The sequence below is a fragment of the Methylobacterium sp. C25 genome (assembly GCF_021352225.1).
Classification (GTDB): domain Bacteria; phylum Pseudomonadota; class Alphaproteobacteria; order Rhizobiales; family Beijerinckiaceae; genus Methylobacterium.
In genome coordinates this window covers 224532-249747 of record NZ_JAAUVI010000003.1, presented here as the reverse complement: position 1 = coordinate 249747, position 25216 = coordinate 224532, and the positions used below count along the sequence as shown (strand labels likewise).

30 protein-coding genes are annotated in these 25216 nt (G+C 66.9%); 10 read left to right on the top strand and 20 right to left on the bottom strand.

Going from position 1 to position 25216, the window contains the following annotated elements; translation table 11 throughout:
• Positions 1 to 11: 11 nt before the first annotated feature.
• Entirely contained in the window at positions 12 to 908 is an 897-nt protein-coding gene (gene serB / locus HCU64_RS11050; protein ID WP_233383926.1) for a phosphoserine phosphatase SerB, read from the bottom strand.
• Positions 909 to 933: 25 nt separating this feature from the next.
• On the opposite strand from serB, the gene miaA reads away from it, so the two are divergent.
• Entirely contained in the window at positions 934 to 1890 is a 957-nt protein-coding gene (miaA, locus tag HCU64_RS11045) for a tRNA (adenosine(37)-N6)-dimethylallyltransferase MiaA (protein ID WP_233383924.1), read from the top strand.
• Here miaA and HCU64_RS11040 read toward each other — a convergent pair.
• Positions 1868 to 2734, bottom strand: coding sequence for an NAD(P)-dependent oxidoreductase (locus tag HCU64_RS11040; protein ID WP_233383923.1), 867 nt, complete (start codon positions 2732 to 2734; stop codon positions 1868 to 1870). The two genes, miaA and HCU64_RS11040, sit on opposite strands and share 23 nt — an antisense overlap.
• A 149-nt stretch (positions 2735 to 2883) precedes the next feature.
• Between HCU64_RS11040 and HCU64_RS11035 the strand changes: the two genes are divergently transcribed.
• On the top strand, positions 2884 to 3498 hold the full coding sequence (locus HCU64_RS11035) for a DUF4126 domain-containing protein (protein ID WP_233383922.1): 615 nt from the start codon (positions 2884 to 2886) through the stop codon (positions 3496 to 3498).
• Between the two features lie 9 nt (positions 3499 to 3507).
• Here the strand turns inward: HCU64_RS11035 and moaA are convergent, their stop codons facing one another.
• Positions 3508 to 4542, bottom strand: a complete 1035-nt coding sequence (moaA, locus tag HCU64_RS11030; RefSeq protein ID WP_233383921.1) for a GTP 3',8-cyclase MoaA — start codon at positions 4540 to 4542, stop codon at positions 3508 to 3510.
• Between the two features lie 133 nt (positions 4543 to 4675).
• Between moaA and HCU64_RS11025 the strand changes: the two genes are divergently transcribed.
• A complete protein-coding gene (locus tag HCU64_RS11025; RefSeq protein WP_233383920.1) occupies positions 4676 to 5098 on the top strand; it encodes a gamma-butyrobetaine hydroxylase-like domain-containing protein in 423 nt (140 codons plus the stop codon).
• Positions 5099 to 5252: 154 nt separating this feature from the next.
• On the top strand, positions 5253 to 5501 hold the full coding sequence (locus tag HCU64_RS11020) for a hypothetical protein (RefSeq protein WP_233383919.1): 249 nt from the start codon (positions 5253 to 5255) through the stop codon (positions 5499 to 5501).
• A gap of 6 nt (positions 5502 to 5507) precedes the next feature.
• Here HCU64_RS11020 and HCU64_RS11015 read toward each other — a convergent pair whose 3' ends face one another.
• From HCU64_RS11015 to HCU64_RS11000, 4 genes are all read right to left on the bottom strand, one after another.
• Entirely contained in the window at positions 5508 to 6233 is a 726-nt protein-coding gene (locus tag HCU64_RS11015) for a TetR/AcrR family transcriptional regulator (RefSeq protein WP_233383918.1), read from the bottom strand.
• Positions 6234 to 6310: 77 nt separating this feature from the next.
• Positions 6311 to 7135 carry a pyrroline-5-carboxylate reductase gene (gene proC, locus HCU64_RS11010; protein ID WP_233383917.1) on the bottom strand — a complete coding sequence of 275 codons (825 nt, stop codon included), beginning with the start codon at positions 7133 to 7135 and terminating at the stop codon, positions 6311 to 6313.
• Positions 7136 to 7145: 10 nt separating this feature from the next.
• Positions 7146 to 7652 carry a YbjN domain-containing protein gene (locus HCU64_RS11005; RefSeq protein WP_233383915.1) on the bottom strand — a complete coding sequence of 169 codons (507 nt, stop codon included), beginning with the start codon at positions 7650 to 7652 and terminating at the stop codon, positions 7146 to 7148.
• Between the two features lie 274 nt (positions 7653 to 7926).
• Positions 7927 to 8208 (bottom strand): accessory factor UbiK family protein, encoded by a 282-nt coding sequence (locus HCU64_RS11000; protein ID WP_233383913.1) that lies wholly within the window; start codon positions 8206 to 8208, stop codon positions 7927 to 7929.
• 235 nt (positions 8209 to 8443) lie between these two features.
• Here HCU64_RS11000 and HCU64_RS10995 point away from each other — a divergent pair, with 235 nt between their 5' ends.
• From HCU64_RS10995 to HCU64_RS10985, 3 genes are all read left to right on the top strand, one after another.
• Complete coding sequence (locus tag HCU64_RS10995) at positions 8444 to 9175, top strand: response regulator (protein ID WP_233383912.1); 732 nt, start codon at positions 8444 to 8446, stop codon at positions 9173 to 9175.
• Positions 9172 to 10620, top strand: a complete 1449-nt coding sequence (locus tag HCU64_RS10990; protein WP_442785942.1) for an ATP-binding protein — start codon at positions 9172 to 9174, stop codon at positions 10618 to 10620. Before HCU64_RS10995 ends, HCU64_RS10990 begins: the two co-directional genes overlap by 4 nt.
• A 166-nt stretch (positions 10621 to 10786) precedes the next feature.
• Positions 10787 to 12088, top strand: a complete 1302-nt coding sequence (locus HCU64_RS10985; RefSeq protein ID WP_233383911.1) for an HlyC/CorC family transporter — start codon at positions 10787 to 10789, stop codon at positions 12086 to 12088.
• A gap of 3 nt (positions 12089 to 12091) precedes the next feature.
• On the opposite strand, the gene HCU64_RS10980 is transcribed toward HCU64_RS10985, so the two are convergent.
• Both HCU64_RS10980 and HCU64_RS10975 read right to left on the bottom strand, forming a co-directional pair.
• Positions 12092 to 14137: a vWA domain-containing protein gene (locus HCU64_RS10980; protein WP_233383910.1), complete on the bottom strand. Its 2046-nt coding sequence runs from the start codon at positions 14135 to 14137 to the stop codon at positions 12092 to 12094.
• 169 nt (positions 14138 to 14306) lie between these two features.
• Positions 14307 to 14897 (bottom strand): RNA polymerase sigma factor, encoded by a 591-nt coding sequence (locus HCU64_RS10975; RefSeq protein WP_233383909.1) that lies wholly within the window; start codon positions 14895 to 14897, stop codon positions 14307 to 14309.
• Positions 14898 to 15271: 374 nt separating this feature from the next.
• Between HCU64_RS10975 and HCU64_RS10970 the strand changes: the two genes are divergently transcribed.
• Positions 15272 to 15754 (top strand): MarR family winged helix-turn-helix transcriptional regulator, encoded by a 483-nt coding sequence (locus HCU64_RS10970; protein ID WP_233383908.1) that lies wholly within the window; start codon positions 15272 to 15274, stop codon positions 15752 to 15754.
• A 110-nt stretch (positions 15755 to 15864) separates the two neighbouring features.
• Here the strand turns inward: HCU64_RS10970 and HCU64_RS10965 are convergent, their stop codons facing one another.
• Positions 15865 to 16224 (bottom strand): c-type cytochrome, encoded by a 360-nt coding sequence (locus HCU64_RS10965; RefSeq protein ID WP_233383907.1) that lies wholly within the window; start codon positions 16222 to 16224, stop codon positions 15865 to 15867.
• Positions 16225 to 16530: 306 nt separating this feature from the next.
• On the opposite strand from HCU64_RS10965, the gene HCU64_RS10960 reads away from it, so the two are divergent.
• A complete protein-coding gene (locus HCU64_RS10960; RefSeq protein ID WP_233383906.1) occupies positions 16531 to 17964 on the top strand; it encodes an FAD-linked oxidase C-terminal domain-containing protein in 1434 nt (477 codons plus the stop codon).
• A gap of 3 nt (positions 17965 to 17967) precedes the next feature.
• Here the strand turns inward: HCU64_RS10960 and HCU64_RS10955 are convergent, their stop codons facing one another.
• From HCU64_RS10955 to HCU64_RS10935, 5 genes are all read right to left on the bottom strand, one after another.
• Positions 17968 to 18816: a 23S rRNA (adenine(2030)-N(6))-methyltransferase RlmJ gene (locus HCU64_RS10955; RefSeq protein ID WP_233384274.1), complete on the bottom strand. Its 849-nt coding sequence runs from the start codon at positions 18814 to 18816 to the stop codon at positions 17968 to 17970.
• A gap of 23 nt (positions 18817 to 18839) precedes the next feature.
• Complete coding sequence (locus HCU64_RS10950) at positions 18840 to 19283, bottom strand: cupin domain-containing protein (RefSeq protein WP_233383905.1); 444 nt, start codon at positions 19281 to 19283, stop codon at positions 18840 to 18842.
• Positions 19284 to 19366: 83 nt separating this feature from the next.
• Positions 19367 to 20041 carry a ribonuclease T2 gene (locus HCU64_RS10945; RefSeq protein ID WP_233383904.1) on the bottom strand — a complete coding sequence of 225 codons (675 nt, stop codon included), beginning with the start codon at positions 20039 to 20041 and terminating at the stop codon, positions 19367 to 19369.
• Entirely contained in the window at positions 20041 to 20517 is a 477-nt protein-coding gene (locus HCU64_RS10940) for a hypothetical protein (protein WP_233384273.1), read from the bottom strand. Before HCU64_RS10940 ends, HCU64_RS10945 begins: the two co-directional genes overlap by 1 nt.
• Before the next feature lie 149 nt (positions 20518 to 20666).
• Positions 20667 to 21611, bottom strand: a complete 945-nt coding sequence (locus HCU64_RS10935) for an extensin-like domain-containing protein (protein WP_233383903.1) — start codon at positions 21609 to 21611, stop codon at positions 20667 to 20669.
• Between the two features lie 113 nt (positions 21612 to 21724).
• On the opposite strand from HCU64_RS10935, the gene HCU64_RS10930 reads away from it, so the two are divergent.
• Positions 21725 to 22963, top strand: a complete 1239-nt coding sequence (locus HCU64_RS10930; RefSeq protein ID WP_233383902.1) for an amidase — start codon at positions 21725 to 21727, stop codon at positions 22961 to 22963.
• A 7-nt stretch (positions 22964 to 22970) separates the two neighbouring features.
• Here HCU64_RS10930 and HCU64_RS10925 read toward each other — a convergent pair whose 3' ends face one another.
• The 5 genes from HCU64_RS10925 to crcB form a co-directional block, all read right to left on the bottom strand.
• Entirely contained in the window at positions 22971 to 23297 is a 327-nt protein-coding gene (locus HCU64_RS10925) for a hypothetical protein (RefSeq protein WP_233383901.1), read from the bottom strand.
• On the bottom strand, positions 23294 to 23551 hold the full coding sequence (locus HCU64_RS10920; protein WP_233383900.1) for a hypothetical protein: 258 nt from the start codon (positions 23549 to 23551) through the stop codon (positions 23294 to 23296). Before HCU64_RS10920 ends, HCU64_RS10925 begins: the two co-directional genes overlap by 4 nt.
• Before the next feature lie 168 nt (positions 23552 to 23719).
• Complete coding sequence (locus tag HCU64_RS10915; protein WP_233383899.1) at positions 23720 to 24382, bottom strand: M15 family metallopeptidase; 663 nt, start codon at positions 24380 to 24382, stop codon at positions 23720 to 23722.
• A complete protein-coding gene (locus HCU64_RS10910) occupies positions 24379 to 24813 on the bottom strand; it encodes an EamA family transporter (protein WP_233383898.1) in 435 nt (144 codons plus the stop codon). The genes HCU64_RS10915 and HCU64_RS10910 overlap by 4 nt, the downstream gene beginning before the upstream one ends.
• Before the next feature lie 9 nt (positions 24814 to 24822).
• Positions 24823 to 25191, bottom strand: coding sequence for a fluoride efflux transporter CrcB (gene crcB, locus HCU64_RS10905; protein ID WP_233383897.1), 369 nt, complete (start codon positions 25189 to 25191; stop codon positions 24823 to 24825).
• Between the last annotated feature and the right edge of the window lie 25 nt (positions 25192 to 25216).

Here is a 25216-nt window from a genome sequence, read left to right as displayed (position 1 = left end):
GTGCGGCGACGCTATCCCGCGAATTCCGCCGCGCCATAACCTTGCAGGTACAGCAGAGCGGTCAGGTCGCCATGCTCGATCCTGACCTTGGCTGCGGCTGCAACCGCCGGCTTGGCATGGAAGGCCACTCCGATGCCGGCCTCGCCAAGCATGGCGAGATCGTTGGCACCGTCCCCCACGGCCATGGTGTCTTCTGGCGACAGCCCTAGCTTTTCACGCAATTCGAGCAGCGTCGCACGCTTTGCCTCCGCCCCGACGATGGGCTCGGCGACCGTGCCGGCGAGCTGTCCGTCCGTGAGGTCGAGCTGATTGGCGCGGGTCTCGTCGAAGCCGATCATGCTGGCGATGGGACCGGTGAACAGAGTGAAGCCACCGGAGACGAGGCAAGTATAGGCGCCGTGCGCCCGCATCGTCGCCACGAGCGTCCTGCCGCCCGGCGTCAGCGTGATGCGGGTGCCGATCAACTCGTCGACGACGGTGGCATTCAGTCCCTTGAGGAGCGCCACTCGCTCGCGCAGGGCCGGCTCGAACGCGATCTCGCCGCGCATGGCGCACTCGGTGATGCCCGCGACCTCTGCCTTGATCCCAAGGACGTCGGCGAGTTCGTCGATGCATTCCTGCTCGATCATGGTCGAATCCATGTCGGCCAGGAAAAGACGCTTGCGACGATGCGGGCCCGCGGGCAGCACGGCGACGTCGAACGGCTCACCGGCAAAACGCTCTTCGAGACGGGCCGTCAGCATCTCCGCCTGGTCGAGGGGCGCATCGACCAGAAACTCGGCCGCCACGCCGTGATGCAGCAGGCGCGGCGGATGCTCCGTCATCAACGCCTCGCGCGCATCCGTCAGCACCGAGCCAGTGATGGCGGGGCGGGCCGGGTTTGCTATCAGCGTCGCGACGAGGGTCATGCCAGGATCACGAAAGGCGTAGTTGGTGTCGCCGCTGACGGAGACAGGGGTCGGGCGGCCGGCGGCGATCCTCATCGCAGGGCCGACCGCCTCGGGCAAGTCGGCGCTGGCGCTCGCCCTGGCCAGCGGCTTCGGCGGGACCGTCGTCAACACCGATTCGATGCAGGTCTATGCGGATTTGCGCCGACTCTCGGCTCGGCCGATGCCGGATGAGGAGTCGCGGGCGCCTCACCGGCTCTACGGCACGGTCGACGGCGCGGTGAACTATTCCGTTGGAGCCTTCTCCCGCGAGGCCGGGGGTATCCTCGGCGAAATCGAGGCCGAGGGCCGGTTGCCGATCTTCGTCGGGGGGACGGGCCTCTACTTCCGCGCACTCGAAGAGGGACTTTCGAACTTGCCGACGGTGCCGGAGGCCGTGCGCGAGGCTGTTCGAGGGCGCGCCGAAGGCCGTTGCACCGAAGATTTGCATGCCGAACTCGCCTCGCTCGACCCCGCGGGCGCGCAGACGCTGAGGCCTTCCGACCGGATGCGCGTCATGCGCGCCATCGAAGTCTTCGAAGCCACTGGCCGGCCGATAGCGGACTTTCAGGGCCAGCGCCGGGCCGGGCCGCTGGCCGGACGTCCACTGCTCCGGTTCTTCCTCTCGGTCGATCGGGACGAGTTACGCCGCCGAATCGACGCGAGATTCGTCTCGATGCTGGAGGAGGGTGCTCTCGACGAGGTCGAAGCGTTGAGGGCGCGCCGGCTCGATCCGATGCTCCCGGTGATGCGCGCGCATGGCGTGCCGGGGCTGATCGCCCATCTCGACGGCACGATCTCTCGCGACGAGGCGATCGCGCGAGGGCAGGGCGATACCCGTCGCTACGCCAAGCGGCAACACACTTGGTTCCGACACCAGATGGGTGACGACTGGATCTGGACCGACCCGGACTCGGCCTTCCGGATCGCCGTGGAGCGTCTCAGCGCTCCAGGCGGGCGATGAGGCTCGACGTGTCCCAGCGACCGCCGCCCATCGCCTCGACGTCCGAGTAGAACTGGTCGACGAGCGCGGTGACGGGCAGGTGCGCGCCGTTTCGTCGGCCTTCCGCGAGCAGGATGCCGAGATCCTTGCGCATCCACTCGACGGCGAAGCCGAAATCGAACTTGCCGGCATTCATAGTCTTGCCGCGGTTCTCCATCTGCCAGGAGCCAGCGGCGCCCTTCGAGATCACGTCGAGCACCGCTTCGATGTCGAGGCCCGAGCGCTTGCCGAAATGGATCGCCTCCGACAGGCCCTGGACGAGGCCGGCGATCGCGATCTGGTTGACCATCTTGGTGAGCTGGCCGGAGCCCGACGGCCCCATCAGCCGGGAGGCTTTGGCGAAGGACATGATCGCCGGCTCCACCTTGGCGTAGGTAGCCGCATCGCCGCCGCACATGACGGTGAGTGCCCCGTTCTCGGCACCGGCCTGCCCACCAGAGACGGGAGCGTCGATGAAATGAAGGCCGGCTGCATCCGCAGCCGCCGACAGCTCGCGGGCGACTTCCGCCGATGCCGTGGTGTGATCGACGAAGACCGCGCCCTTGCTCATTCCGGCCGAAGCACCGGTCTCGCCGAGCACGACGCTACGCAGGTCGTCATCGTTACCGACGCAGGCAAAAACGATCTCCTGGCCGGAGGCGGCCTCGCGCGGCGTATCCGCTGCGGCGCCGCCATTCGCCTTCACCCAGGCATCGGCCTTGGCGCGGGTGCGGTTGTAGACCGTGACGTCGTGGCCCTTCTTCGCGAGATGCCCCGCCATCGGCGAGCCCATCACGCCGAGGCCCAGGAATGCGACCTTCGCCATCGACCGTCTCCAAACGAATGCAGAATGCGGCCTCGTCTAGGAGGGCTGCCTGAGAGCGTCAATCGTCGGAAGGTGCAGGACGGTCTACATGAAGCTTCGCTCGGACCCATATTCTGAGCTTGGGCCAATCGGCCCGCGAGGAATGACGGATGGGTGCCCCGGAACTGATCGGATTGGGTGCCAGCATCGGCCTGCTGTCTGGCTGGCGGATCTATCTCTGCACTTTCGCGCTCGGGGTCGCGATGCATTACGGCTGGGTGCAGTTGCCCCAGCACCTGCACGCGCTCGACGCACTGGCCAGCCCGACGATCATCGGCATCTCGGCCGTCGGCCTGGTCGCCGAGTTCTTCGCCGACAAGATCCCCTGGCTCGACTCGCTCTGGGACGGCGTCCACACCTTCATCCGGCCGATCGGCGGTGCGCTGCTCGCGGCGGCGGTGATCGACCCGCAGGACCCGACCTGGCAGATCGCCAGCCTGCTCCTCGGCGGTAGCGCGGCGCTGCTCACCCACGGCGCGAAGGCCAGTGCGCGGGCCGTCGCCAATGCCAGCCCGGAGCCGTTCTCGAATATCGGGCTGTCGCTTGGAGAGGACGTCACCACGACCGGCCTGCTGCTGGCTGTGCTGATCCATCCGGCCGCAGCGGCGACCGTCGCCGGACTCATCGCCCTGGCGGTCTTGGCGGCGATCGTTTTCCTTTGGCGGACGCTGCGCCGAATCTACGCACGGCGTGAACGGCCACCGGCACAGCCGGCGATGCGGTGACGGCGAGGCTCAGCCGCCGGTGACGCTCATGTGCCGCGGCACGGCGGCGGGGCGCGCCCGCTCGATGACGAAGTCATGCCCCTTGGGCTTGCGGGCGATGGCGTCGATCACCGCCTGCCTCAGAAGGTCGTCGTTCGGCGAGGCCCGCAGCGGCGCACGCAGATCCGCGGAATCCTCCTGGCCGAGGCAGAGATAGAGCTGGCCGGTGCAGGTCAGGCGCACGCGGTTGCAGCCCTCGCAGAAATTATGGGTCAGCGGCGTAATGAAGCCGAGTCGGCCGCCGGTCTCTTCCACCTTCACGTAGCGGGCAGGGCCGCCGGTGCGGTGGGCGAGCGGAGTCAGCGTGAACTGCACTTCCAACTGCTCGCGGGCGACGGAGAGAGGCAGAAACTGGTCGGTGCGGTCGCCGTCGATCTCGCCGAGCGGCATCACCTCGATCAGGGTCATGTCCATGCCAAGCCCGTGAGCCCAGCGGATCATGTCGGGGATCTCGTGCTCGTTCAGGCCCTTCAGCGCGACGGCGTTGATCTTGACCTTGATGCCCGCCTTGCGCGCCGCCTCGATGCCGGCGAGCACCGTCGGCAGGTCGCCGCGCCGGGTGATGTCTTTGAATTTTTCGGCGTCGAGCGTGTCGAGCGACACATTCACCCGGCGAATGCCGAGATCGGCCAGCTCCGGCGCGAAGCGGCCGAGCTGCGAACCGTTGGTGGTCAGCGTCAATTCGTCGAGGGCGCCGCTGTCGAGATGGCGCGAGAGCCGGCGGAAGAGCTGCATGATGTCGCGGCGGACCAGCGGCTCGCCGCCGGTGATGCGTAGCTTGCGCACGCCGCGCTCGATGAAGACGTTGCTGACCCGGTCGAGCTCTTCGAGGCTCAGCAGGTCGCGCTTGGGCAAGAACTGCATGTTCTCGGCCATGCAATAGCTGCAGCGGAAATCGCAGCGATCGGTGACCGAGATGCGCAGGTAGGTGATCGCGCGGCCGAATGGATCGACGAGCGGCGTTAGGCGCGTCGGCAAGGGAGCGTCGTCACGAACAGCCCACATATGCGTCTCTGCACGCGACTCGAGATCGCTTCGGGTTGCTTTATCGGCTGACAGGTCCAGCATCTGTATTCATATGAGGGTTTGGCCCCTGTCGAGCAAGCACACGGGGCACATCGCACGGCGTGGGGAGAACATGAGCGAACGCTGGCCCACCGAAATCCGCCTGCTCGGCGACAAGCGCATGCTGCGCGTCGCCTTCGAGGATGGCGGTCGCTTCGACCTTCCCGCCGAATATCTGCGCGTGTCGAGCCCCTCGGCCGAAGTGCAGGGCCATTCACCGGCGGAGCGCAAGATCATTGGCGGCAAGCGCGAGGTCGCGATCCTCGCCGTCGAGCCCATCGGCAACTATGCCGTGAAGCTCCGCTTCGACGACATGCACGATACCGGCATTTTCGGCTGGGGATACCTCTACGATCTCGGCCGAGAGTACCGCACGCGCTGGAAAAACTACCTCGCCGAGCTGGAAGAGCGCGGCCTCAGCCGAGACCGGGCCGCATCGGTTCCCGTCGGCAACGCCTCCAGCGGCGGTTGCGGCGACGGTTGCGGCTGCCACTGAGGCGGGTGTGGCGTGTCGGTCACGCGGCTCCGTTGCAACAGCGTCGGGAAGTCTTAACGACTTCTGGCCCTGATCCGGCGCTTTTGGGATTTCGTTAACGATTTCGGCGCGAGCTTGACCGTATAAAATACGGAGAAGGGAAGGCTCGACGCTCATGACACGTACTTCGCTCTTCGCTGCGCTCCTGATCTGCGGTGCTTCGCACGCCTTCGCTCAGAGCGCCGATGCTCGCGCCGCCTGCGAGCCGGACGTATGGCGTCTCTGCGCCTCCTACATTCCCAGCGCCAGCGCGATCACCCAGTGCCTGCGAAGCCAGAAGGCCAATCTCAGCCCCGGCTGTCGGATGGTCATGGATGGCGGCCATGCGGCCCCCAACCGTCGCCGCTCGGCCGACGCGCGCTGATCGGCCTCAGACGGCCGCGGCCGGATCGCCGTCAATCGTCTTGTCGTCGTCGGTATCGCGACGGCGGTTGCGGCTCGGGCGGCGTTCCAGCAGGGCGCGGCCGATGGCGCGCAGCGGCGCAGTGAGCCGCCGCGCATCGTCTGCGCGCTCCATGAAGCGCTCGCCCTGGCGTATCTCTTTGTCGAGGCGCGCCATCGTGCGCGCGAGCGCTGCATCGTCGTCGTCGAGCCAGACCTGAACTACCCGCGCAAAGGCGATTACCGAGCCCTGCAGCCGCAGCCTGCCGAGCGGGCCCTCGGTATCGATCCCGGCTGCCGCGAGCATAAAGCGATGCGAGTTCAGCGCGACGTTGTTGAGCGCCATCATCGAGAGCGGATCGCCGCGGAGCGCATAGGAAATGCGGCGGAGCGCCGTCTTGTAGGGCGCCATCGCATCGAGCCGCCGCATCAGCACGTCGAACAAACGCTCGCGTGCCGGCTCTTCGGCCAAATCCGAGAAATCACCTTCCAGGACTTTGTTGTCGATGACGCGCGACAGGCCGCCGAGCACAGCGCCCTTCGACGGAAACAGGTCGCGAAACTCGGCAAGGCTAATCTCGGCTTCGCGAGCAATGTCGCCGATCTCGATGTCGTTCCAGGGCTGCTCGGCGGCGAGCCGCATCAGAGCCTCGACTACGGCCTCGCGAGGATTGGGCTTTTTCTTGGCCTTCGGCTTCGGATCGGGGGCATCCATGATCGCGCTCCGTTCGAGAGGTCACGTCTCATGTAGGGAGCAATTGCCCGACTTGCAGTCGCGCTGCGAAGCAGCACTCAGCCCGCCAGCTCTCCGGCCCGGCGCTGCGCCGCTCCCACCGCCTCGACGAGCAGATCGGGGACGCCGCCCTCGCGCATCAGAACTTCCAGTGCAGCAGCCGTGGTTCCGCCGGGCGATGTGACATCGCGGCGAAGCTGGCCGGCGTCGATGGTGCTTGCGTCGAGAAGGGCTCCGGCGCCCGCGACCGTGGCACGGGCAAGCCGCGCTGCCATTTCAGGTGGAAGGCCGGCCTTGGCGCCAGCCTCGGCGAGCGCTTCGGCCAAAAGGAATGCGTAGGCCGGTCCCGAGCCAGACACGGCGGTCACCGCGTCGATCAGCGCTTCGTCGTCGAGCCACTCGACGAGGCCGGAACAAGCGAGGAGCGCATCGGCGGTCGCGCGCTGGGCCGGTGTCACGGCGGCGCTGGCGACTGCTCCGGTCGCACCGCGGCCGATGCTCGCCGGCAGGTTCGGCATCGTGCGCACGAAGGCGCGCGTCCCAGGGAAACGATCCGCAAGGTTCGCGAGCGTCTTGCCAGCAAGGATGGACACCACGAGTGTGCCGGGGCCGACAAGCGAAGCGAGCGTCGGCGCCGTCGCTTCCAACCCTTGCGGTTTGATGGCGACGACCAGCACGTCGGCCGCGGCCGGATTGCTCGGATTGAGGGTGATGCCACGCTCTTTGCAGAGTGCGGCGAGATCCGGCCCAACCTGCGGATCGATCACTGTCGTGTCGGCCGGATCGAGTCCGCCCTCGAGCCAGCCGCGCAGGAGCGCGCCGCCCATCTTTCCGGCGCCAACCAGTGTCAGCGACGCCGGCAGCGAGCCCTTTCCGGTTCTCATCCCCGACGGCTCACGCCTCGCCTTCGGTCTCGAAGAGCACGGCGTCGAGAGCCTCGCGCGCCGGCTTCCCGGCCCAGAGCACGAACTGGAAGGCCTGATAATAGCGTTCGCAGGCCTCGGCGGCCGATTTCATCAGCATGGCGCATTGTGACTGCGTCGGCGCGATGCCGCCTGTCAGCAGAAGCGAGTGGCGGAACATCACCACGTTGTCGTTCGACCAGAGATCGAAATGGCCGATCCAGAGCTGCTCGTTGAGCATCCCGATCAGCTTGGTCATCTCGACCCGACGCCGATCAGGTACCTTGAGATCAAAAGCGCAGGCGACGTGCAGCGCCTCGACATCCTCGATCCAGGTGAAGGCGACGTGATACTCCGTCCACTTGCCTTCAACCGTGACGGACATCTCGTCCGTCTCCGCTCGATCGAAGATCCAGTCACGCAGGGAGGCCAGCCTCTCGACAACGTCGAGCGGGTGCTCTGGACGGTCGAAATCCTCGATGATGTTCAGCTGGGTCATGGCGATCCAAATTGTCGATCCGTTCATGACCGATGAACGGTTCGGCGGTGAAGCAAAGGCCGCGTCGAATCCGAGAGCGTGCCGAAACGAAACCTACGCAGGAGCGTGGATTCGTTCGGATATCAGCGGTCCGAGCGTTCGAGGAGTTGTTCTGTCAGGCGCGAATCAGTGCCTAAACGTTTATAGCCTGCGTTCCCTGCATCGTTCAAAGCGTTGTCACGGGATGAAGGGTAGGGAACTGCACTTTCCACCGCTCGTTCCTGTGTAAAATCCATCAGGCGGATTCAGTGTTGCCGGCAGGACTCGCATTTGTGCCGAGCCGGGATTCCAGGACCGCGATACGGGCTTCCAGCGCATCGTTGCGGCTTCGCAATGTGGCAACGAGATCGCGCAGGACATCGACCTCTTCGCGCGATGCAATGTCCATGTCGCGGATCAGGCGCTCGATCTGAGCCTTGAACAGCGTCTCGGCCTCCCGGCGCACCCCCTGGGCCGCTCCGGTCGCGTCGGTGAAGATCCGGGCGACGTCGTCGAAAAGGCGGTTCGAACTCATCATCGTCGTCTCTCGGGTCTGTCGGCGGCGAGGCGCAGTTCTGCCTGCGAATCAGTTGCCTTCCGACATAGGAATCCGCGGGAGTCCCGGCAATCACTGATCGACGGATCGATGCGAGTTTCAGGGGATTGTGAAGATCTTGCTCGCGAAACATCGCGTTACAAAGATTGTGTTGCCCTGATCTACGAACCGGCGGGATGAGCAGGCATACTGACGTGCGAAGATTTTGACTGCCGCCATGACAACGCCTGCCAACACGACCACTCCCCACATCCTGGTCGTCGAGGACGACCGCGAAATCAGTGCGCTGATCGCGCGTTACCTCCGCGGCAACGAGTGCCGCGTCAGCCTCGCGGTGGACGGGCGCGAGATGGACCGTGTGCTGGCAGAGTCCCGCATCGATCTCGTCGTGCTCGATCTGATGCTGCCGGGCGAGGACGGCCTCAGTCTGTGCCGCCGACTGCGCGCCTCCTCCGCCATGCCGATCCTGATGCTGACCGCCAAATCCGAGGAGATCGACCGGATCGTCGGCCTGGAGACCGGTGCAGACGACTATCTCGCCAAGCCCTTCAACCCGCGTGAATTGCTCGCGCGCATCCGCGCGATCCTGCGCAGGGGCAACGGCGCGGAGCGCGCGGAGGTCGACGAGGCTCGGCGGCTGCATTTCCACGGCTGGACGCTCGATACCGGGTTGCGCCAAGTGCTGAGCCCCGAAGGCGCGCGCATCGCCATCACCGGTGCCGAGTTCGACCTGCTCCATGCGCTCTGCCTGCGGCCCGGGCGCGTGCTCTCCCGCGATCAGCTTCTCGATCTGACGCAGGGACGCAGCGCCGGCCCGTTCGAGCGCAGCATTGACGTGCTGGTCAGCCGCATCCGCCAGAAGCTCGAGCAGGACCCACGCAATCCCGAAATCATCCGTACCATCCGCTCTGGCGGCTACCTGTTCGCGCCTGAGGTAGCCCGCTCATGAGCACCGGCACCACCACCGCTGCCACGCCGGTCGCCACGAAGGGCGGATCCGCGGCGATGGGCCTGCGGCGCTACTGGCCACGGCCGAAGAGCGTCGCCGGGCAAATTGCCCTGCTGGTTGTCGCCGCGATCGTCGCGGCGCATGCGGCGGCGGCGGTTGCCCTGGTCGCCATGCGCGAGCCCTGGCGCGCCGAGGCGCGGCCGGGTGTTGCTGCCAACCGTCTCGCTATCATCGCGCGCATGCTCGACGAGGCCGTGCCGGCCGAGCGCGGCACCATCCTCGACGCCGCCCGGCGAAGCGTGCCAAGTCTGCAGATCCAGGGCTGGCAGGGCACGCCGGCCGAGAGCGCGCATCTGAACGATCGACCGATCATCGAGCGCCTTCGCGACGCCTTCGGCCGGGAGTTGACGCTCACCGATCTCGCGCTAGGTGCTGCAGCCGAAGATCCGCCTGTCGTGCATGTCGGCCTGCGCACCCCAACTGGGGCGCAGCTTCGCGCGACGCTGCCCGATGATCCACTCGAACCGCCGAAGCGAGGCGCCGTCGTCTTCACCTTTCTGTTCCTCGCGACCACGCTGACACTGCTCACCGTCTGGGCGACCCGCGCCCTCACGGCGCCGTTAGCCCAACTCGCCGGCGCCGCCGAGGCGTTCGGGACCAACCGGGCGCCACTTCCGCTGCCACGCCGGGGGCCGGACGAGGTGCTCGCTCTCGCCGGTGCCCTCGACCGGATGAGGGCCCGCGTGAACCGCCTGATCGACGACCGCACCCAGATGCTCGCCGCGATCAGCCACGATCTGCGTACGCCCATCACCCGGCTGCGGCTGCGCGCCGAGTTCATCGACGACGATCAGGCGCGCGAACGGACTCTTCGCGACCTCGACCAGATGAACGCGTTGGTCGAGGCGGCGCTTGCCTATGCCCGGGACGAGCGCAGCGCCGAAGGTGGCTCGGACTCTGAGAAGCCGCTGATCGACATCGCCTCGCTGGTCCAGACGGTGTGCGACGACTTCTCGGATACCGGCGCCGCCGTGAGCATGGAGCAGGCACGGCACGTGCTGATCCGGGCGCATCCCGAGGATCTGGAGCGGGCGGTCAACAATCTCGTCGACAATGCCGTGAAATATGCCGGCGGCGCCCGGCTCTCGGTCTCGAAATGCGAGAACGGCGTGGCGATCGAAGTGGCCGATGACGGTCCCGGCATTCCCGAGGCCGAGCGGCACGCCATGCTGCAGCCTTTCGTGCGCGGCGACCGCGCCAGGAACCTCAACGATGCGAGCGGATTCGGCCTCGGTCTGTCCATCGTGCTCGCCATCGTCGAGGCGCATGACGGGCGCCTGACGCTGGAGAACAGACCGGCAGGAGGTCTGAGCGCACGCATCGAGCTCCCCGGCACGCTGACGTCGGACGGTGCCCGCACCTCGCGTGAGATCGAGACCGCCTAGAGCATTCTGCGAGCACCCGGAAACGGTTCTCGGCGCCAAGCCTCCTTCCGGACCATCGAACACAGAAGTCCTGATCTGGCAGCGCTTCTGTTTCGAGCGCGTCGCGCCGCTGCTAGAGGGAGTTCCGACGGCACCGCGGCTTGCGGGTCGTGGGAACGACGGCTCCATGGATTCCCATTCCGAAGTCTGGCTGGCGGCGAGCATCGTCGTGATCTCGCTCTTGCTCTCGGCCTTCTTCGCCGGGGCGGAAACCGCCTTCACCGCGGCCTCTCGGGCGCGGATGCTCTCGCTGGAGACCGGCGGCAGCCGGCAGGCGGCGCTGGTGAACCGCATCCTGGCAAGCCGCGAGCGGTTCATCGGCGCGATGCTGATCGGCTACAACGTCGTGGCGATCGGTGCCTCCGCTTTCACGACGAGCGTGCTCACCAGCCTGTTCGGATCGAGCGGCGTGATCTACGCCACAGTGGCGATGTCGGTGCTCGTCATCGTCTTCGCCGAGGTGCTGCCGAAGACGCTTGCCATCAGCAATCCCGACCGCATCGCCCTGCTGCTGGCCCGGCCAGTCGCCTTCTCGGTGAGTCTACTCGGACCGTTGGCGGTTGCGACCGAGGCGTCGGTCCGCCTGATCCTGAAACCCTTCGGCATCTCGATCGGCGAGCACGGCTCGATTCTGTCGGCGACAGAGGAGATCCGCGGGCAGGTGGCTCTGCTCCACCGCGAGGGCGGCGTCGAGAAGGCCGAGCGCGACATGCTCGGCGGCCTGCTCGATCTCAACGAGCTGACCGTCTCGGAGGTCATGGTCCACCGCACCAAGATGCGAACCATCAACGCCGACCTGCCCTCCGAAGAGATCGTGCGCGAGGTGCTGGCTTCGCCCTATACCCGCATGCCGCTCTGGCGAGAGAAGCACGAAAATATCGTCGGCGTGCTCCATGCCAAGGACCTGCTTCGGGCGCTGGACGCGGCCGGCGGCGATCCGGCGAGCCTCAAGGTCGAGGAATTGGCGCTGGAGACATGGTTCGTTCCGGACACCACGTCCCTGCGCGACCAGCTCAAGGCGTTCCTCGCCCGGAAGACCCATTTCGCGCTCGCCGTCGACGAGTACGGTGAGGTGATGGGCCTCGTGACCCTCGAGGACATCCTCGAAGAGATCGTCGGCGACATCGCCGATGAGCACGACGTCACCATCTCAGGCGTCCGCCCACAGCCGGACGGCTCAGTGACGGTCGACGGCGGCGTGCCGATCCGCGACCTCAACCGGGCCATGGACTGGAGCCTGCCTGACGAGGAGGCGACCACGATTGCGGGCCTCGTCATCCATGAGGCACGGGCGATCCCCGACACGGGGACCATCTACAATTTCCACGGCTTCCGCTTTCAGGTGGTGCGCAAGGCCAAGAACCGGATCACTTCGCTCCGGATCTCGCCCTTGCTGCCGGCCCTCCCTAAGCCCGCCGGCGATGAATAGGCCTCAGCGACGCTGTGGACGCAGCGTCTGCGCCGTCTTGGCTGCACGGACGAGCTGCACGAACTCCGAGCGGTAGCCGTAGGGGTCTTCGCCGCGTGCGGCGGAGGCCCATTTCGCAACGTCGTCGAGCTTGAGCTTGCCGGTCCATTTGCCGCCGCGCAGGATTTCTCCGAAGCCGGCGACGGCGGTGGCGAAGCGTGCATCCTCGTCAGCCTTATCGAAGCTCGACTGCTCGACGGCGGGGCCGACAGGCGTCTCGATCAGCTTGCTCGTGTCCTGGTCCGGCTGCTTGTAGCGCACCTTCACGAAGGCATATTCGCCAGCCTTCGATGCAGTCTCGGTCTTGGCCTCGCCGTAGCGCAGTGGTGCGACGGTGCGCGGGCCGCCCGCCGGCACGATCTCGTAGAGCGCTGTTGCGGACTGACCCGAGCCGATCTCGCCGGCATCGACCTTGTCGTTCTCGAAATCCTCGCGATTCAGTGCCCGGGTCTCGTAACCGATGAGGCGATACTCGGCGACGGTGACCGGATTGAACTCGACCTGGATCTTCACGTCCTTGGCGATCGGGAACAGCGTCGCCGTCGCCTCCTCGACCAGTACCTTGCGGGCCTCGTTGATCGTATCGATGGTCGCGGCCGTGCCGTTACCATTCTGGGCCAGCGCCTGCATCAGCGCGTCGTTGGTGTTGCCCATGCCGAAGCCGAGCACCGAGAGGAAGATGCCGGTCTCACGCTTGCGCTCGACGAAGCCCTTCAGCTCGTCCTGGCTGGTGATGCCGACATTGAAGTCGCCATCGGTGGCGAGCATCACGCGGTTGACCGCCTTCGGGTCGAAGTTGCGCTCGGCCAGGGCGTAGGCCTGGCGCAGGCCCTCGCCGCCTGCCGTGGAGCCGCCCGCGCCGAGCCCCTCGATCGCCGACAGGATCTTCTGCTTGTCGCTGGCGGCGGTCGGCTCGAGCACCGTTCCAGCCTCGCCCGCATAGGCGACGATGGCGACGCGGTCCTTGTCGTCGAGCTTCGTCAGCAGCATTTCGAGCGACTGCTTCACCAGCGGCAGCCGGTTAGGCCCGTTCATCGAGCCTGAGGTGTCGACGAGGAAGACGAGATTGGCCTTAGGGCGCGTCTCGGGGTGGATGTCGTAGCCCTTGATCCCGACCCGCACGATCTTGCGGCCCTCCGCCCAGGGGCTCGGAAACACGCTCGCCGTGACCTTGAACGGCGTCTCGCGGTTCTCTGGCACCGGGTAGTTGTAGGGGAAGTAGTTGATCAGCTCCTCCGTCCGCACCGCGGCGGCCGGCGGCAGGACGTTGCGGTTGAGGCTGGCGCGGACATAGCCGTAGGAGGCGGTGTCCACGTCGATGGAGAAGGTCGAAACCGGCGCTTCCTGTGCGGTCTTGAACCCGCTCTGCGGCTTGCCGTCGAATTTTTCCTGGCCGACCGGCTCGGAGAACTGGGCCGGCGCCTCGCCCTGAGGGGCGGCGCGCGTCAGCATCGGCGCCGGCGACGGCACCACCGGTTTGACGAGCGCCATCGGCGGCGGCGGAGGCACGGGGGCGTGTTCTTGCAACTGCGACGGCGCACGGGCCGCAACCTTGGCCTGTGCTGTCGCGGATCGCTGTCGGTCCCTGCCAAAATCGGTCGGCGGCGATGACGCGGGTGGAGTGATCGGACTGACCGGTGGCGGTGCCGTATGAATGCTGGCATCCGGGCTGACCATCGCCATCGGCTGGTTGCTACCGGCGGCAGAACGGTCCCCTTCGCCCTGGGCGGCGTCGTTGCGCAGCTTCGCTGCCGCGTCAGCGGGCGAAGGCAGGGTCGTCACAGGCTGTGGGATGCTCGGAGGCGATGCCGCGATTTCCGGCTTCGCCGGCTCGGCGGGCTTCGCCTCGGGCACCGGCGGCTGCGCGGGGGCCGTGACGGCCGGCGTCGGCGCTGCCTCCTCGGCCGGCCGCCCGAACGGAGCGCCGTGCCCGCGGGAGAGCTGCCAGGCGATGGGCACGGCGACGCAGACGACGACCGAGGCGGCGAGGGCGGTACGGATCGGGGTCATGGAAAACGTCCTCTTTCGAGCTTGACGTTCCCTTGGACGCGCGCCGTCGGCAGATCCTTTGACGGTATCGAAACGCGCCAGTGCGGCGCTGATCGCCCGCTCGCGCGCCTCCGGCGAGGCCGCGGGCGCATCCGGCAGCGGCCTGCCCATCTCGTCCCGGTGCTCCGGCTCAGACATCGGGCATCTCCCCGTCGAACTCCTCCTTGAGCCGGCGCCGCGCCTCGAACAGGCGCCAGGACACCGTGTTCTCAGCGATCCCGAGCGCGGCGCCGGCCTCGGCATGGGTCAGACCCTCGCCGGCGACCAGCACGACCGCCTCGCGCAAACCCGGATCGAGACGCGCCAGCGCACTTCCGAACCAGACACCGCGATGGGGATCGCGACCACCGCTTCCGGCTCGGACGAGCACGGCCAGGCCTTGCTTCAGCCGCGTCAGCGTCGCGCCCCGGCGGTGATGGTCGCGGCAGGCATTGGCGGTGATCCCGAACAGCCAGGTCGTAAAACGCGCCTCGCCCCGAAATCCCGCGATCCGCTCGGCGAGCCCGCAGCAGACCTCCTGCACGATGTCCTCCGCATCCTCGCGCGATCCTGTCATCCGCCAGGCGATGCGATGCATGCGGTCGTAATGGCGGCGCAGCAGCGCCTCGAACGCAATCCTGTCGCCAGCGCCAGCCCGCGCGACGAGATCGTGATCCGGATCGCCGGCGCTCCCGCTGGCGCGTGCGTGATCCGCCACGCCCGCGGGCGGAACTGCTGCCATGTCGCTACAGCTCATGCTGCGCTGCACGCCTCTCGCCCCTTACCAAACAGCTTCACCCCTCAGACGCACGAGGTCGGCGAATCCTTGGCGACTTCCGCAAATCGTCAGGCAGAAATCGGTGTGGCCCCGCACCTACGCCCGGCCACGCGCATGAGGCGATCCCGGCAGAGGCCTGCGCCCTTGATTGTGTGCAGTGCAATTTTCCTTTAAGAACGGCCTCTTAGCTGCCGATTGGATGCAAAACGCGTCCGTCCTGTGCGTTCAAAGCGCAGATCGGCGGGATAATTGCGTCATCCCGACAAGGGTAGGCCGATGCTGCCGCCAGCGGCGTTCTTCGAACGCGGTCGGCCGGTACGGGGACGAGGACTGCGAGAATGACGAAGCCGGGCCGGGCCGACGACCCGCAACGCTTGGACAACCAGCTCTGCTTCGCGGTGTATTCAGCGGCGCATGCCTTCGGCCGCGCCTACCGCGCGATGCTGAGCCACCACGATCTCACCTATCCGCAATATCTCGTCCTGCTGGTCCTCTGGGAGGAAGAAGGGCTGACGGTGAAGGATATCGGCACGAAGCTTTTTCTGGATTCCGGAACGCTGACGCCCCTGCTCAAGCGCCTGGAAGCAGCGGGACAGGTTCGCCGCGTGCGCGACAGGGCCGACGAGCGCCAGGTCAGCATCTTCCTCACCGACAAGGGCCGCAGCCTGAAGGGCAAGATGGAATGCATGCCGCTCGACGTCGGTGGCATGACGGGCCTCGACATGGATGCCCGCCGTACCCTGCTGGAGACTCTTGCAGGCATGCGTGCCGAGTTGCACGACCAGGCGGGTGCCGAAGCGACGGCCCGCACCGCAGGCTAAACAATCCTCGCCAAACAAAAGAAGCCGCTCCAATGGAGCGGCTTCTTTTTTGTGAGCATTCCATCCGATGACGAGAGCGAATGGACTCGCTCTCGTCGCTTTTGGATCGATTAGTTCTTGGTCTTGAGATAGGCGATCACGTCATCGACCTTCTTGGGGTCCTTGATACCGGCGTACATCATCTTGTTGCCGGGGATCTTCTTCTTGGGGTCCGTGATCCATTCGTGCAGGTTCGCCTCATCCCACGTGATGCCCGAATTCTTGAGGGCTGCATCGTAGTTGAAGCCTTCCTTCGTGCCAGCCTTGCGGCCAACGACGCCCTGCAGATCGGGGCCGGCGCCGTTCTTGCCGAAGGCGTGGCAGGCCTTGCACGGCGCGAACGCCTTCTCGCCGGCCGCGGCATCGCCTTCAGCGTGGGCAGCGAGGGGAAGAAGCGCAGCGAACGCGACGCCGAGGATGAGATGACGCATCAAAATTCCTCCTTGGAGGCGGCAATGGCCGCCCTTGGGCTGGTGGTAGAGCCGCTTAGCTTTAGAACAGATAAAGACTGGAAACGCTACCCGGGTTCCCTCCCTGAAGGAGCGAAAGCGTTGCCTTGGCATGCACTTCGCTCATTCGCAGATTGCCGCAGGCCGTGCGTCGACGGCCGTTTTCCGCTAGCTTGGTCCCGCTCGCATAACCCAGGTTAAGCTTGCGAGGCTGAAGCTGGGCTGAAGCGAACGCGGCACGTGCTAGGGCAGAGATCCTCGGCCGAAAATTCTGAGTGGAGACGCCGGATGTCGATCGCCTTTCCCGTCCCGAATGCCGATATCCTCGCCCGCCGCGAGGCGATCATCGAGGGTCTGCGTCCGCTCGTCTCACCCGAGGCGCTCGTGACGACCGAGGACGAGCGCCGGGTCTTCGAATCCGACGGGCTCACCGCCTACCGCAAGATCCCGCTCGCCGTGGTGCTGCCTTCGACGACCGCTGAGGTCTCGGCGGTGATGGCCTATTGCCACCGTCAGGGCGTGCCGGTGGTGGCGCGCGGGGCCGGAACCTCGCTGGCCGGGGGCGCCATCGCCCAGGAGGACGCCGTCATCATCGCTGTCGGCAAGATGACCCGGGTGCTGGACATGGATTTCGCCAACCGCACGGCGCGGGTCGAGGCCGGCATCACCAACCTCGCGATCTCCGGCGCGGTGAGCCACGAGGGCTTCTTCTACGCGCCCGATCCGTCGAGCCAGCTCGCCTGCACCATCGCCGGCAACATCGCCATGAATTCCGGCGGCGCGCATTGCCTGAAATACGGCGTCACCACCAACAACCTTCTCGGTGTCACGCTGGTGACGAACGACGGCACGGTCGTGGAGATCGGCGGCGACCATCTCGACAGCGGCGGCTATGACCTGCTCGGGCTGGTCTGCGGCTCGGAAGGGCAGCTCGGCATCGTCACCGAGGCGACGGTGCGCATCATCCGCGCGGCGGAAGGCGCACGCCCGGTGCTCGTCGGCTTCTCCTCGGTGGAGGATGCCGGGCACTGCGTCGCCGCGATCATCGCCGCGGGCATCATTCCGGTCGCCATCGAGTACATGGACAAGGAAGCGATTCTGATCACCGAGGATTTCGCGCAGGCCGGCTACCCGCGCGACGCCGAGGCGATGCTGATCATCGAGGTCGAGGGCTGCGACGAGGAGTGCGAGGACATGCTCGCGCGCATCGAGGCCATCGCCAAGGATTTCCGCCCGACCAGCATCCGCGTCTCCAAGTCCGAGGCCGAATCCGCCGCGATCTGGAAGGGCCGCAAGTCGGCTTTCGGCGCCACGGGCCGGATCTCCGACTACATCTGCATGGACGGCACCATCCCCACCGGCCAGCTCGGCACGGTACTGGAGCGGATCGGCGCGATCTGCGCGGAGAAAGGGCTTCGCGTCGCCAACGTCTTCCATGCCGGCGACGGCAACCTACACCCGCTGATCCTGTTCGACATCAACACCCCCGGCGAGCTGCAGAAGGCCGAGGCCGCGGGCGATGAGATTTTGAAGCTCTGCGTCGAGGTCGGCGGCTGCCTCACCGGCGAGCACGGCGTCGGCATCGAGAAGCGCGAGCTGATGCCGTTCCAATATACCCGCGAGGACCTGGAGCAGCAGATGCGGGTTCGGAACGTCTTCGATCCGGCCTGGCTGATGAACCCGGCCAAGGTGTTTCCGCTGGAAGGACGCGTGACGGCCTGAGGCTCAGGCCTCACGGCCGAGCCGGTCGCAGCGGAAGGCACCGTAGCCTCCGCGTGCGAGGCGCTCCGCGAGGGCTGGCAGGAATACGTCCGCCTCCGCCGCGAGCGTCCAGGGCGGATTGATCACGACGAGGCCGGTGCCGTGGAGGCGTGTCTCGTCGTCGGGACGGTCGATCATCAGATCGATGCGCAGCGCCGGCCGTTCCAGCACGCGGTCGAGGGCTGTGATCATCCGGTCGACCGCCGCGACATCCTTGATCGGATACCAGCCGAGGAAAATGCCCGTCGGCCATTTGCGGACGGCTTTCAGGAGGCTCTGGCCGAGACGATCGATCTCGCCGCGCTCTTCATAGGGCGGATCGGTCAGGACGAGGCCACGGCGCTCCGGGGGCGGGATCATCGCGCCGAGGGCTGTCCACCCGTCGAGATGCATGACCTTGGTGCGGCTATCGCTGCGGTAGCGCTCCGCCAAGGTCGCCGCATCGGCCGGATGCAGTTCGACGAAGACGCCCTTGTCGCCGCTGCGCAGAAACTCACGGATTAGCGCTGGCGAGCCGGGATAAATCGTCGGCCCATGGCGCTCGCGCACGGCCGCTACCGCGGCGCGGTAGGGTGCCAGGAGCACCTCGACCGGTTCGGCAAACGGCGTGTCGAGCCGGCCCCAGCCCTCGTGCCATTCGCCGGTACGGCCAGCCTCGTCGGCGGTCAGATCGTAGAGCCCGAGTCCGGCATGGGTGTCGATGGCGCGGAACGGCTTGTCCTTCGCGGCCAGATGCACGAGCACGCGCGTCAGCACGAGGTGCTTCAGAACGTCCGCGAAATTGCCGGCGTGGAAGGCGTGGCGATAGTTCAGGGCGTCTGTCTCCAGGCGTGGCGTCAGCGTTCGACGGGGCCCGCGAGCGGGTCGGGATGGACGGTGTCGAGTTCGGGCGTGAGAACGACGCTTTCCTGCTCGTTCGGATCGGTGCGCGCGATCACGGCGACACAGGGTTCGTCGGCGCTCGGATTGTAGGGGAGGTGCGGCACGCCGGCCGGGATGTAGAAGAAGTCACCGGGGCGGACCGTGGCATGTTCCTCCAGCGCGTCGCCGTACCAGCAGCCCGAGATGCCCCTCAGGGCGTAGATGGCGGTTTCATGCGACTCGTGGCGATGGGCTTTCGCCTTCGCGAGAGGCGGGATGGTGACGAGCTGCAGGTGGATGCCTGTGGCGCCGACGCTCTCGGCCGAGATGCCGACGGCGTAGTCGAGCCCCTGCTTGCCAGTGAATGCGGCGCCGGCCTGGACGAGGCGGCAGCGCGGCATGTTCGACGTGCCGGTCATGAGGTTATCCTCGATCGCGTACGGCCGCAGCCGTCCGATCGAGCCCTAGCCGGCCTTGCGCCCGACGAGCAACTGGGAAGCCATCAGCGCGCGGCGTCGATCTCGACGTCCCCGCCGCGGCAGCCCTGGCGGGCCACTGTCGGGCAGCTCGCAAAGCCCTTCAGGCCCTTGTCGAAGCAGATCCGAACCTCCTCAAGCTGCCCGCGCTTGCAGGTCACCGTCATCATGTCCGTGCGCAGGCCCTGGTTCGCCTCGGCGAACTGACGCGCGATCTCGAGCGGTGCCGCGCGCTGGCTGGACGTGGGCTTCCGGTAGGGTTCGGGGATCGTCACCGCCTGCCGCGCCTGCTTCACCGCCTTGAAATAGGCGACCGGGTCGAGGCCCGAGCAGGTGCCGTGCGTCTTCCACTCATGCCGCGCGAGGCCGGCGCTCGGCATGATCTCGCCCGCGGCCTTCATCGCATCGCCAGTCAGCGGGCGAGGGAAGGCGCCGCAATTCGAGGGAAAGCCACGCGTGTATTGCGGCCAGAGGCCGTGAACCACGAAGCCGAGGCCACGCCCCGGCGAGCATTGGCCGTCCGCATCGCGTCCTGCGCCCGGCCCCGCGCAGTAACTCGGCGACCAGGACAGCGACAGCACGTAGAAATCGAAGGCGCCTGGTTCCCCGCCGGCGCCTCGGCCGCGGAATCCGCCGTAATCCTGGGCCTGCGCGCCCGTCGCGGCGAAGAGTGCGAGGAGCGCGAAGCCGAGGGAGCGCATCAGGGGCGCGCCATCCGGCATGCGGTGGAGTAGGCGTAGGCGAGGTTCCGGTCGAGGCCGTGGACGCAGTAGTCGACGCCCCAGGTCGCGCTGATGAAGCCGAGGCTTTCGCGCACCGAGTAGTCGATCCGCCGGCGGACGCCGTCCGACGTCGTCGCCACTGCCGAGCAGAAGCGGCGCGGAATGAAGTCGACACCGTAAGGGCGCCAGGCGGTACGGCTGATTTTGTCGTAGGAGGCGATGGTCAGCGAGGTGTTCCAGTACTTCGCCTCCTTCTCCGCGAACTTGCTGGAGATTTCCTCGAGCACGGCCGTGTCCTGGCAGCCGGGAATGTTGGCGTCGTAGGGGAAAGTCTGCTCTTCGGCCGGCGAGATCTCCTCGCGGGCGGAGCGGGCCGAAGCCGACTGCATCGCCTGAAGCGCGAACAGCCCCATGGCGAGAGAGGCGAGGGCGGTGGTGGCCGTTAGCTTGCGCATCGCGTCGTGAATTCGCTTCTGCGGGATCGGATCGTCGCGCAGAACGATGGCCTCCCGCCGAGGCAAGTCAAGCTTGCGCGGTGCGCGCGCGCCGCTTTTGCCGCCGGCTGGGGAGTCGGAGGCACACCCGTCCAGGTGGCGCCCGTCCTTCAGTAGATCGAGTGCGCGGAGGACTCGACGTCAAACGAGGACGGCTCGTCGGCCTCGATCGCGGCGCCGGAACGACCGGCCGGCGCAGCGGCGTAGGCCGGGCGCGGCGCGGGTGCACGAGCATATTGTGCTGACCCACCGCGCGAGGACGTCGCGCCGTAGGGATCGTCCGTCTCCTGGTCGATCGGTGCCTGAGGTGGCGCCGGCTGGCGAACGGGCGGCCGCGGGCTGGCGAATTGCCGCGGCTGGCCGTCGGCGCCGATCTGCGGCTCAAACTTGATCAGCGGCTTACAGATACGACGCAGACCGCGCGGATCGTGCCGGGCGAGATCGACGTGGATGTGGTCGTAATGGAAGACGTTCGAGCCCGGTGCGAGCACCGTGGTGAAGCGGGCGCAGGCACCGGTGAACACTTCGCGCAGGAAGGCCTGCTCGGCCTCGGTGCCGCGCCAGCCCCCCTTCACGGTGATGACGTGGTCGTCGGCGAGCTTGAACGACATGACGTCGATGGCATTGCCGTAGGAATGCTCGGAGAGTTTGGCGCCCGCCTGGTTGTTCATGCCGCGGCAGGAATAGGTGCCCGCGTTGATCTCGGTGACGGGCACGCCGAAATAGAGGTTGGCCGCGGGCTGGATCGTGTCGGCGAGCCAGGCTTCGGCCTCGGCCAGTGCCGAGCAGCCGAGCGTCATACGCTGCTTGAGGGTGACCGTGCCGTTGCCGAGCCGCGTGATCCTGAAGGGCTGTTGGATGCCGCAGGGACCGGGGCCGTCGATCTCCTTGGCGAGCGAGACATAGGCCGTCGGGCGGACGAGGCCGCGCGCGATGCACATGTTTTCGGCCTGGTCGCGCCAGGGCGCGCGGGCCTCGAACCGGTTGACGGCGCAACCGGCCAAGCCGGCGAGAAACACCGCCGGGATCGAGAATGCGATTACGCTACGCCACATGGTCGCGACAATGCGAAGGAGCGCGTAAACGGGGCGCTAACGTTGCCGCGCTTGGCCCCACGTAGCGGTGGACAAGTGTTGACAGCGGTCACCCGGCCCACGGATCGATCGACATGCTTTCGCTGACTGAACTCCGCACCCGCATCGAGGAAAGCCGGCTCATGCCGCGGCAGGCCGTGGCCGAGGTGCAGTCGGCGATCGCCGAGCGCGATCCGGAGATCGGCGCGATCGTCAGCAGCGATCCGGAGCCGATCGTGCCGGGCGAGGGGCCGCTCGCCGGCATCGCCGTCGGCATCAAGGACATCATCGATACGGCGCATCTGCCCACGCAGATGGGGTCGCCGATCTATCGGGGTTGGCAGCCGAAGGCCGATGCGGCCATCGTCTCACGGCTGCGGCGTCTTGGTGCAGTGCCGCTCGTGAAGACCGCGACGACGGCCTTTGCCGGCCTCGATCCGGCGATCACCGTGAACCCGCACGACCACGCGCATACGCCGGGCGGCTCGTCTTCGGGCACCGCTGCTGCGGTCGCCGCGGGCATGCTGCCACTGGCGCTCGGCACGCAGACCGGGGGCTCGGTGGTCCGTCCGGCGGCGTTCTGCGGCGTTGCTGCCATCAAGGCCTCGTTCCGCCTGCTGCCGACGGTGGGGGTGAAGACTTTCTCATGGGCGCTCGACACGCTCGGGCTGTTCGGCGCCACGATCCCCGACATCGCCCGCGCGCTCGCGCTGATCGCCGACCGCCCCGAGATCGACCTCGCCGACGATGCGCCTCGCGCGCCCTGCATCGGCCTTTGCCTGCAGGGGTTTGCCGGCGCAGCGGATCCGGATGCCGCAGAGGCTCTGTCGCGAGCGGCGCGTGCTGCCGAAGCGGCGGGCGCCACCGTCATCGACCTTTCGCTTCCGGATGCCTTCGCGCGAGCTTGGGAGCTGCACCCTGTCATCCAGGATTTCGAGGCGCGTCAGGCACTCGCCTGGGAATACGCGAACCACCGCGAGGCGCTGCCGGCCGTGCTCGGGCCGCAGCTCAACCACGCCCAGACGCTCACGGCTGCGCAATACGATTCCGCGCGCCGCGAGGCGCATCACGCCCGCCGTCAGCTCAAGGATCTTTTCGGGGACCTCGATGCGATCCTGACCTACTCCGCACCCGGTCGCGCACCGCGCGGGCTCGCCTCCACGGGAGATGCTCGGTTCAATCGGCTGTGGACGCTGATGGGCGTGCCCTGCGTGAACCTGCCAGTACCGGGCGACGGCCTACCGCTCGGCGTGCAGGTGATCGCGCGGTTCGGGCGCGACGGGCAGGCTCTCGCCGTGGCACGGCTCATCGAGACGGCGCTGGCCCGGGCCTGAGCACGGCTCAGGCTCGCCCCGCGACCTCCATCTCCGCCAAATCTTCCGTCGGCTGCTGCATCACCGCCGCGGCGAGCATGGCCTCCAGCACGATCAGATCGGCCTCTGGGTCGGGCTGCCAGCCGCAGCCGCAGCTCCCGCCTGGGCCATGAGCGGCCGCGGTCTGGCGGTAGAGATGGCCGAGCGCCCGGGCAGCCGCTTCCAACGCGGCCATCACCGGCATCGGCTCGTTCTGCACCGTCCGCCAGAAGGCGCAGGTGAGTGCACGCTCCAGCGAGGATTGGCGGCAACGCTCCTCCGTGGGGCGCGATGCGATGGACGATCCGGCGCTCACAGCATGTCTCCGCGTCCGGTTTCGGAAGTCGTGTCGAGGGCGTCGAACATGCCGAAGACGCCGTTGAGGTGCAGGCCGATGGCCGAGCCATCCCACCAGGCGATCCGCGCGCATTCCCGTATGGCGGCGAAGACCCGCGCCAGCTCGTCGTCGATGCTGCCTGCATCCAGGCGCCACGGGAACGACCAGGGCTCGGCGAAGGTGGCGGCTCCGCGAGTCGAATGAAGAGCGATCAGGCTGAAGGCTTTCGGCATGAACGCTTCAGTGAACGATGCGCTCAACTTGATCAAGTCTTCAGCAAAATATTGGAAATACTAAAAAGCAGGTAGTTTGGACCAGATTTTATGTAGCAATTTAGAAATGTTCGACCTTCTCTGGAAAGACAAACAAGCCCATCGGCTTGGCGATCGCTGTCGTCGACCTCAACGCACTGGGATGTCGAACGCCTTCGCGGGATAGGGCTCTCCGGCCAGGGTGAAATGCCACCATTCCTGTGCGTAGGGACGGAAACCAGCGCGAATCATCGCTGCGCGCAGGAGGTCCCGCGCCGTCCTTTGTGCCGGGCTGAGATGGCGCCAAGCCGGAGCCGATTCCGGACCGAACCAGTCGAAGGGCGTGCCCATGTCGACCTCTGTGCCGCCAGGGCGGACGAGCGTCAGGTCGACGGTCGAGCCGCGGGAATGAGCCGAGCGCGCGGCGATGTAGCCGAGCCGGAACAGATTGCGCTTGTCGACGCGCGGATAGAACTCGGACTTCATCCGCTCATCCGCTGGATCGGCCGCCCAGGCCACGAAATCGGCGACCGCCCTCGTCGGCCGATAGCAGTCGAACACCTTGAGGCCGTAGCCCCGTTGCGCGAGATCGGATTGCGCCGCTGCAAGAGCGCGAGCCGCCGCTGGCGTCAGCAGGCAGCGGGGCGCCTCGTATCCGGCGATCGGCCGTCCGACGAAGTTGTGGGAGTCGGCATAGCGCATCTCGAGAGCGAGACCCGGCACGACACCGGCGGCATCGACAAAGGGCTCTGCCGCCAGCGCCGACGGACAGCCCGCGCAGATCGCAGCGAGAACGGTGGCCCATTTCATCATCGGAATGCCACCAGCGCGGCGCCTGCTGCGATCAGTACGACGCCGAGCCAATTCGCGCCCGAGAGCCGTTCGCCGAGGATGGCCGCCCCGAAGATCGCCACGAGAACGACGCTGAGCTTGTCGATCGGCGCGACGCGGCCGGCATCACCCAGAGACAAAGCGCGAAAGTAACACAGCCAAGAGGCGCCGGTGGCGAGGCCCGACAGCACCAGGAACAGCATGCTCCGGCCGGGGTTCTGTCCAAGCGCCTGCGTTTGCCCGGTCACAACGACGATCGCGCCGGTGAGGCAGAGAATGACGATGGTGCGCACGAAGGTCGCCACATCGGAATCGACCCCGCTGACGCCGATCTTGGCGAGGATTGCCGTCAGCGCCGCGAACCCTGCCGAGAGCAGCGCCCAGAATCGCCAGGATTGGACCAGATCGGCCATTGTCCGTGCCTAGAGGATCTGACGCATCAGCAGCAGGCCAAGCGCGAGGCCACCAATGCCGACGATCAGTGAGGCCAGGACGTAGCCGAGCGCCGCCGCCGTCTCTCCCCGTTCGAACAGCATGTAGGTCTCGAGCGAGAAGGTCGAGAAGGTGGTGAAGCCGCCAAGGATGCCCGTCGCGATGAAGAGCCGGGCCTGCATGCCGCCGCCGCGAAGGGCAAACCAGCCGGTGATGAGACCCATCGCGATCGAGCCGACGACATTGATCGTCAGCGTGCCCCAGGGAAAGCTCGATCCGAAGCGGACGGCCGTCATGTTGACGCCGTGGCGCAAGACACCGCCGATGCCGGCGCCGAGGAAGACGAGGAGTGGGTTCATCGGGCCGGTCGGCGCTTGTTGCAGG

What these genes read in the sequence shown, in the direction of transcription:
- moaA (WP_233383921.1), bottom strand. Translation starts at nt 4,542, where the DNA reads ATGTGGGCTGTTCGTGACGACGCTCCCTTGCCGACGCGCCTAACGCCG.
- HCU64_RS10945 (WP_233383904.1), bottom strand. Translation starts at nt 20,041, where the DNA reads ATGCGCTCCCTCGGCTTCGCGCTCCTCGCACTCTTCGCCGCGACGGGC.
- HCU64_RS10960 (WP_233383906.1), top strand. Translation starts at nt 16,531, where the DNA reads ATGTCGATCGCCTTTCCCGTCCCGAATGCCGATATCCTCGCCCGCCGC.
- HCU64_RS11035 (WP_233383922.1), top strand. Translation starts at nt 2,884, where the DNA reads ATGGGTGCCCCGGAACTGATCGGATTGGGTGCCAGCATCGGCCTGCTG.
- HCU64_RS10930 (WP_233383902.1), top strand. Translation starts at nt 21,725, where the DNA reads ATGCTTTCGCTGACTGAACTCCGCACCCGCATCGAGGAAAGCCGGCTC.
- HCU64_RS10910 (WP_233383898.1), bottom strand. Translation starts at nt 24,813, where the DNA reads ATGGCCGATCTGGTCCAATCCTGGCGATTCTGGGCGCTGCTCTCGGCA.
- crcB (WP_233383897.1), bottom strand. Translation starts at nt 25,191, where the DNA reads ATGAACCCACTCCTCGTCTTCCTCGGCGCCGGCATCGGCGGTGTCTTG.
- HCU64_RS10970 (WP_233383908.1), top strand. Translation starts at nt 15,272, where the DNA reads ATGACGAAGCCGGGCCGGGCCGACGACCCGCAACGCTTGGACAACCAG.
- HCU64_RS11020 (WP_233383919.1), top strand. Translation starts at nt 5,253, where the DNA reads ATGACACGTACTTCGCTCTTCGCTGCGCTCCTGATCTGCGGTGCTTCG.
- HCU64_RS10975 (WP_233383909.1), bottom strand. Translation starts at nt 14,897, where the DNA reads ATGGCAGCAGTTCCGCCCGCGGGCGTGGCGGATCACGCACGCGCCAGC.
- HCU64_RS10920 (WP_233383900.1), bottom strand. Translation starts at nt 23,551, where the DNA reads ATGCCGAAAGCCTTCAGCCTGATCGCTCTTCATTCGACTCGCGGAGCC.
- HCU64_RS10995 (WP_233383912.1), top strand. Translation starts at nt 8,444, where the DNA reads ATGACAACGCCTGCCAACACGACCACTCCCCACATCCTGGTCGTCGAG.
- HCU64_RS11005 (WP_233383915.1), bottom strand. Translation starts at nt 7,652, where the DNA reads ATGACCCAGCTGAACATCATCGAGGATTTCGACCGTCCAGAGCACCCG.
- HCU64_RS10990 (WP_442785942.1), top strand. Translation starts at nt 9,172, where the DNA reads ATGAGCACCGGCACCACCACCGCTGCCACGCCGGTCGCCACGAAGGGC.
- HCU64_RS11015 (WP_233383918.1), bottom strand. Translation starts at nt 6,233, where the DNA reads ATGGATGCCCCCGATCCGAAGCCGAAGGCCAAGAAAAAGCCCAATCCT.
- HCU64_RS11025 (WP_233383920.1), top strand. Translation starts at nt 4,676, where the DNA reads ATGAGCGAACGCTGGCCCACCGAAATCCGCCTGCTCGGCGACAAGCGC.
- HCU64_RS11040 (WP_233383923.1), bottom strand. Translation starts at nt 2,734, where the DNA reads ATGGCGAAGGTCGCATTCCTGGGCCTCGGCGTGATGGGCTCGCCGATG.
- HCU64_RS10980 (WP_233383910.1), bottom strand. Translation starts at nt 14,137, where the DNA reads ATGACCCCGATCCGTACCGCCCTCGCCGCCTCGGTCGTCGTCTGCGTC.
- HCU64_RS10935 (WP_233383903.1), bottom strand. Translation starts at nt 21,611, where the DNA reads ATGTGGCGTAGCGTAATCGCATTCTCGATCCCGGCGGTGTTTCTCGCC.
- HCU64_RS11000 (WP_233383913.1), bottom strand. Translation starts at nt 8,208, where the DNA reads ATGATGAGTTCGAACCGCCTTTTCGACGACGTCGCCCGGATCTTCACC.
- HCU64_RS10940 (WP_233384273.1), bottom strand. Translation starts at nt 20,517, where the DNA reads ATGCGCAAGCTAACGGCCACCACCGCCCTCGCCTCTCTCGCCATGGGG.
- serB (WP_233383926.1), bottom strand. Translation starts at nt 908, where the DNA reads ATGACCCTCGTCGCGACGCTGATAGCAAACCCGGCCCGCCCCGCCATC.
- HCU64_RS10985 (WP_233383911.1), top strand. Translation starts at nt 10,787, where the DNA reads ATGGATTCCCATTCCGAAGTCTGGCTGGCGGCGAGCATCGTCGTGATC.
- proC (WP_233383917.1), bottom strand. Translation starts at nt 7,135, where the DNA reads ATGAGAACCGGAAAGGGCTCGCTGCCGGCGTCGCTGACACTGGTTGGC.
- HCU64_RS10950 (WP_233383905.1), bottom strand. Translation starts at nt 19,283, where the DNA reads ATGACCGGCACGTCGAACATGCCGCGCTGCCGCCTCGTCCAGGCCGGC.
- HCU64_RS10965 (WP_233383907.1), bottom strand. Translation starts at nt 16,224, where the DNA reads ATGCGTCATCTCATCCTCGGCGTCGCGTTCGCTGCGCTTCTTCCCCTC.
- HCU64_RS10915 (WP_233383899.1), bottom strand. Translation starts at nt 24,382, where the DNA reads ATGATGAAATGGGCCACCGTTCTCGCTGCGATCTGCGCGGGCTGTCCG.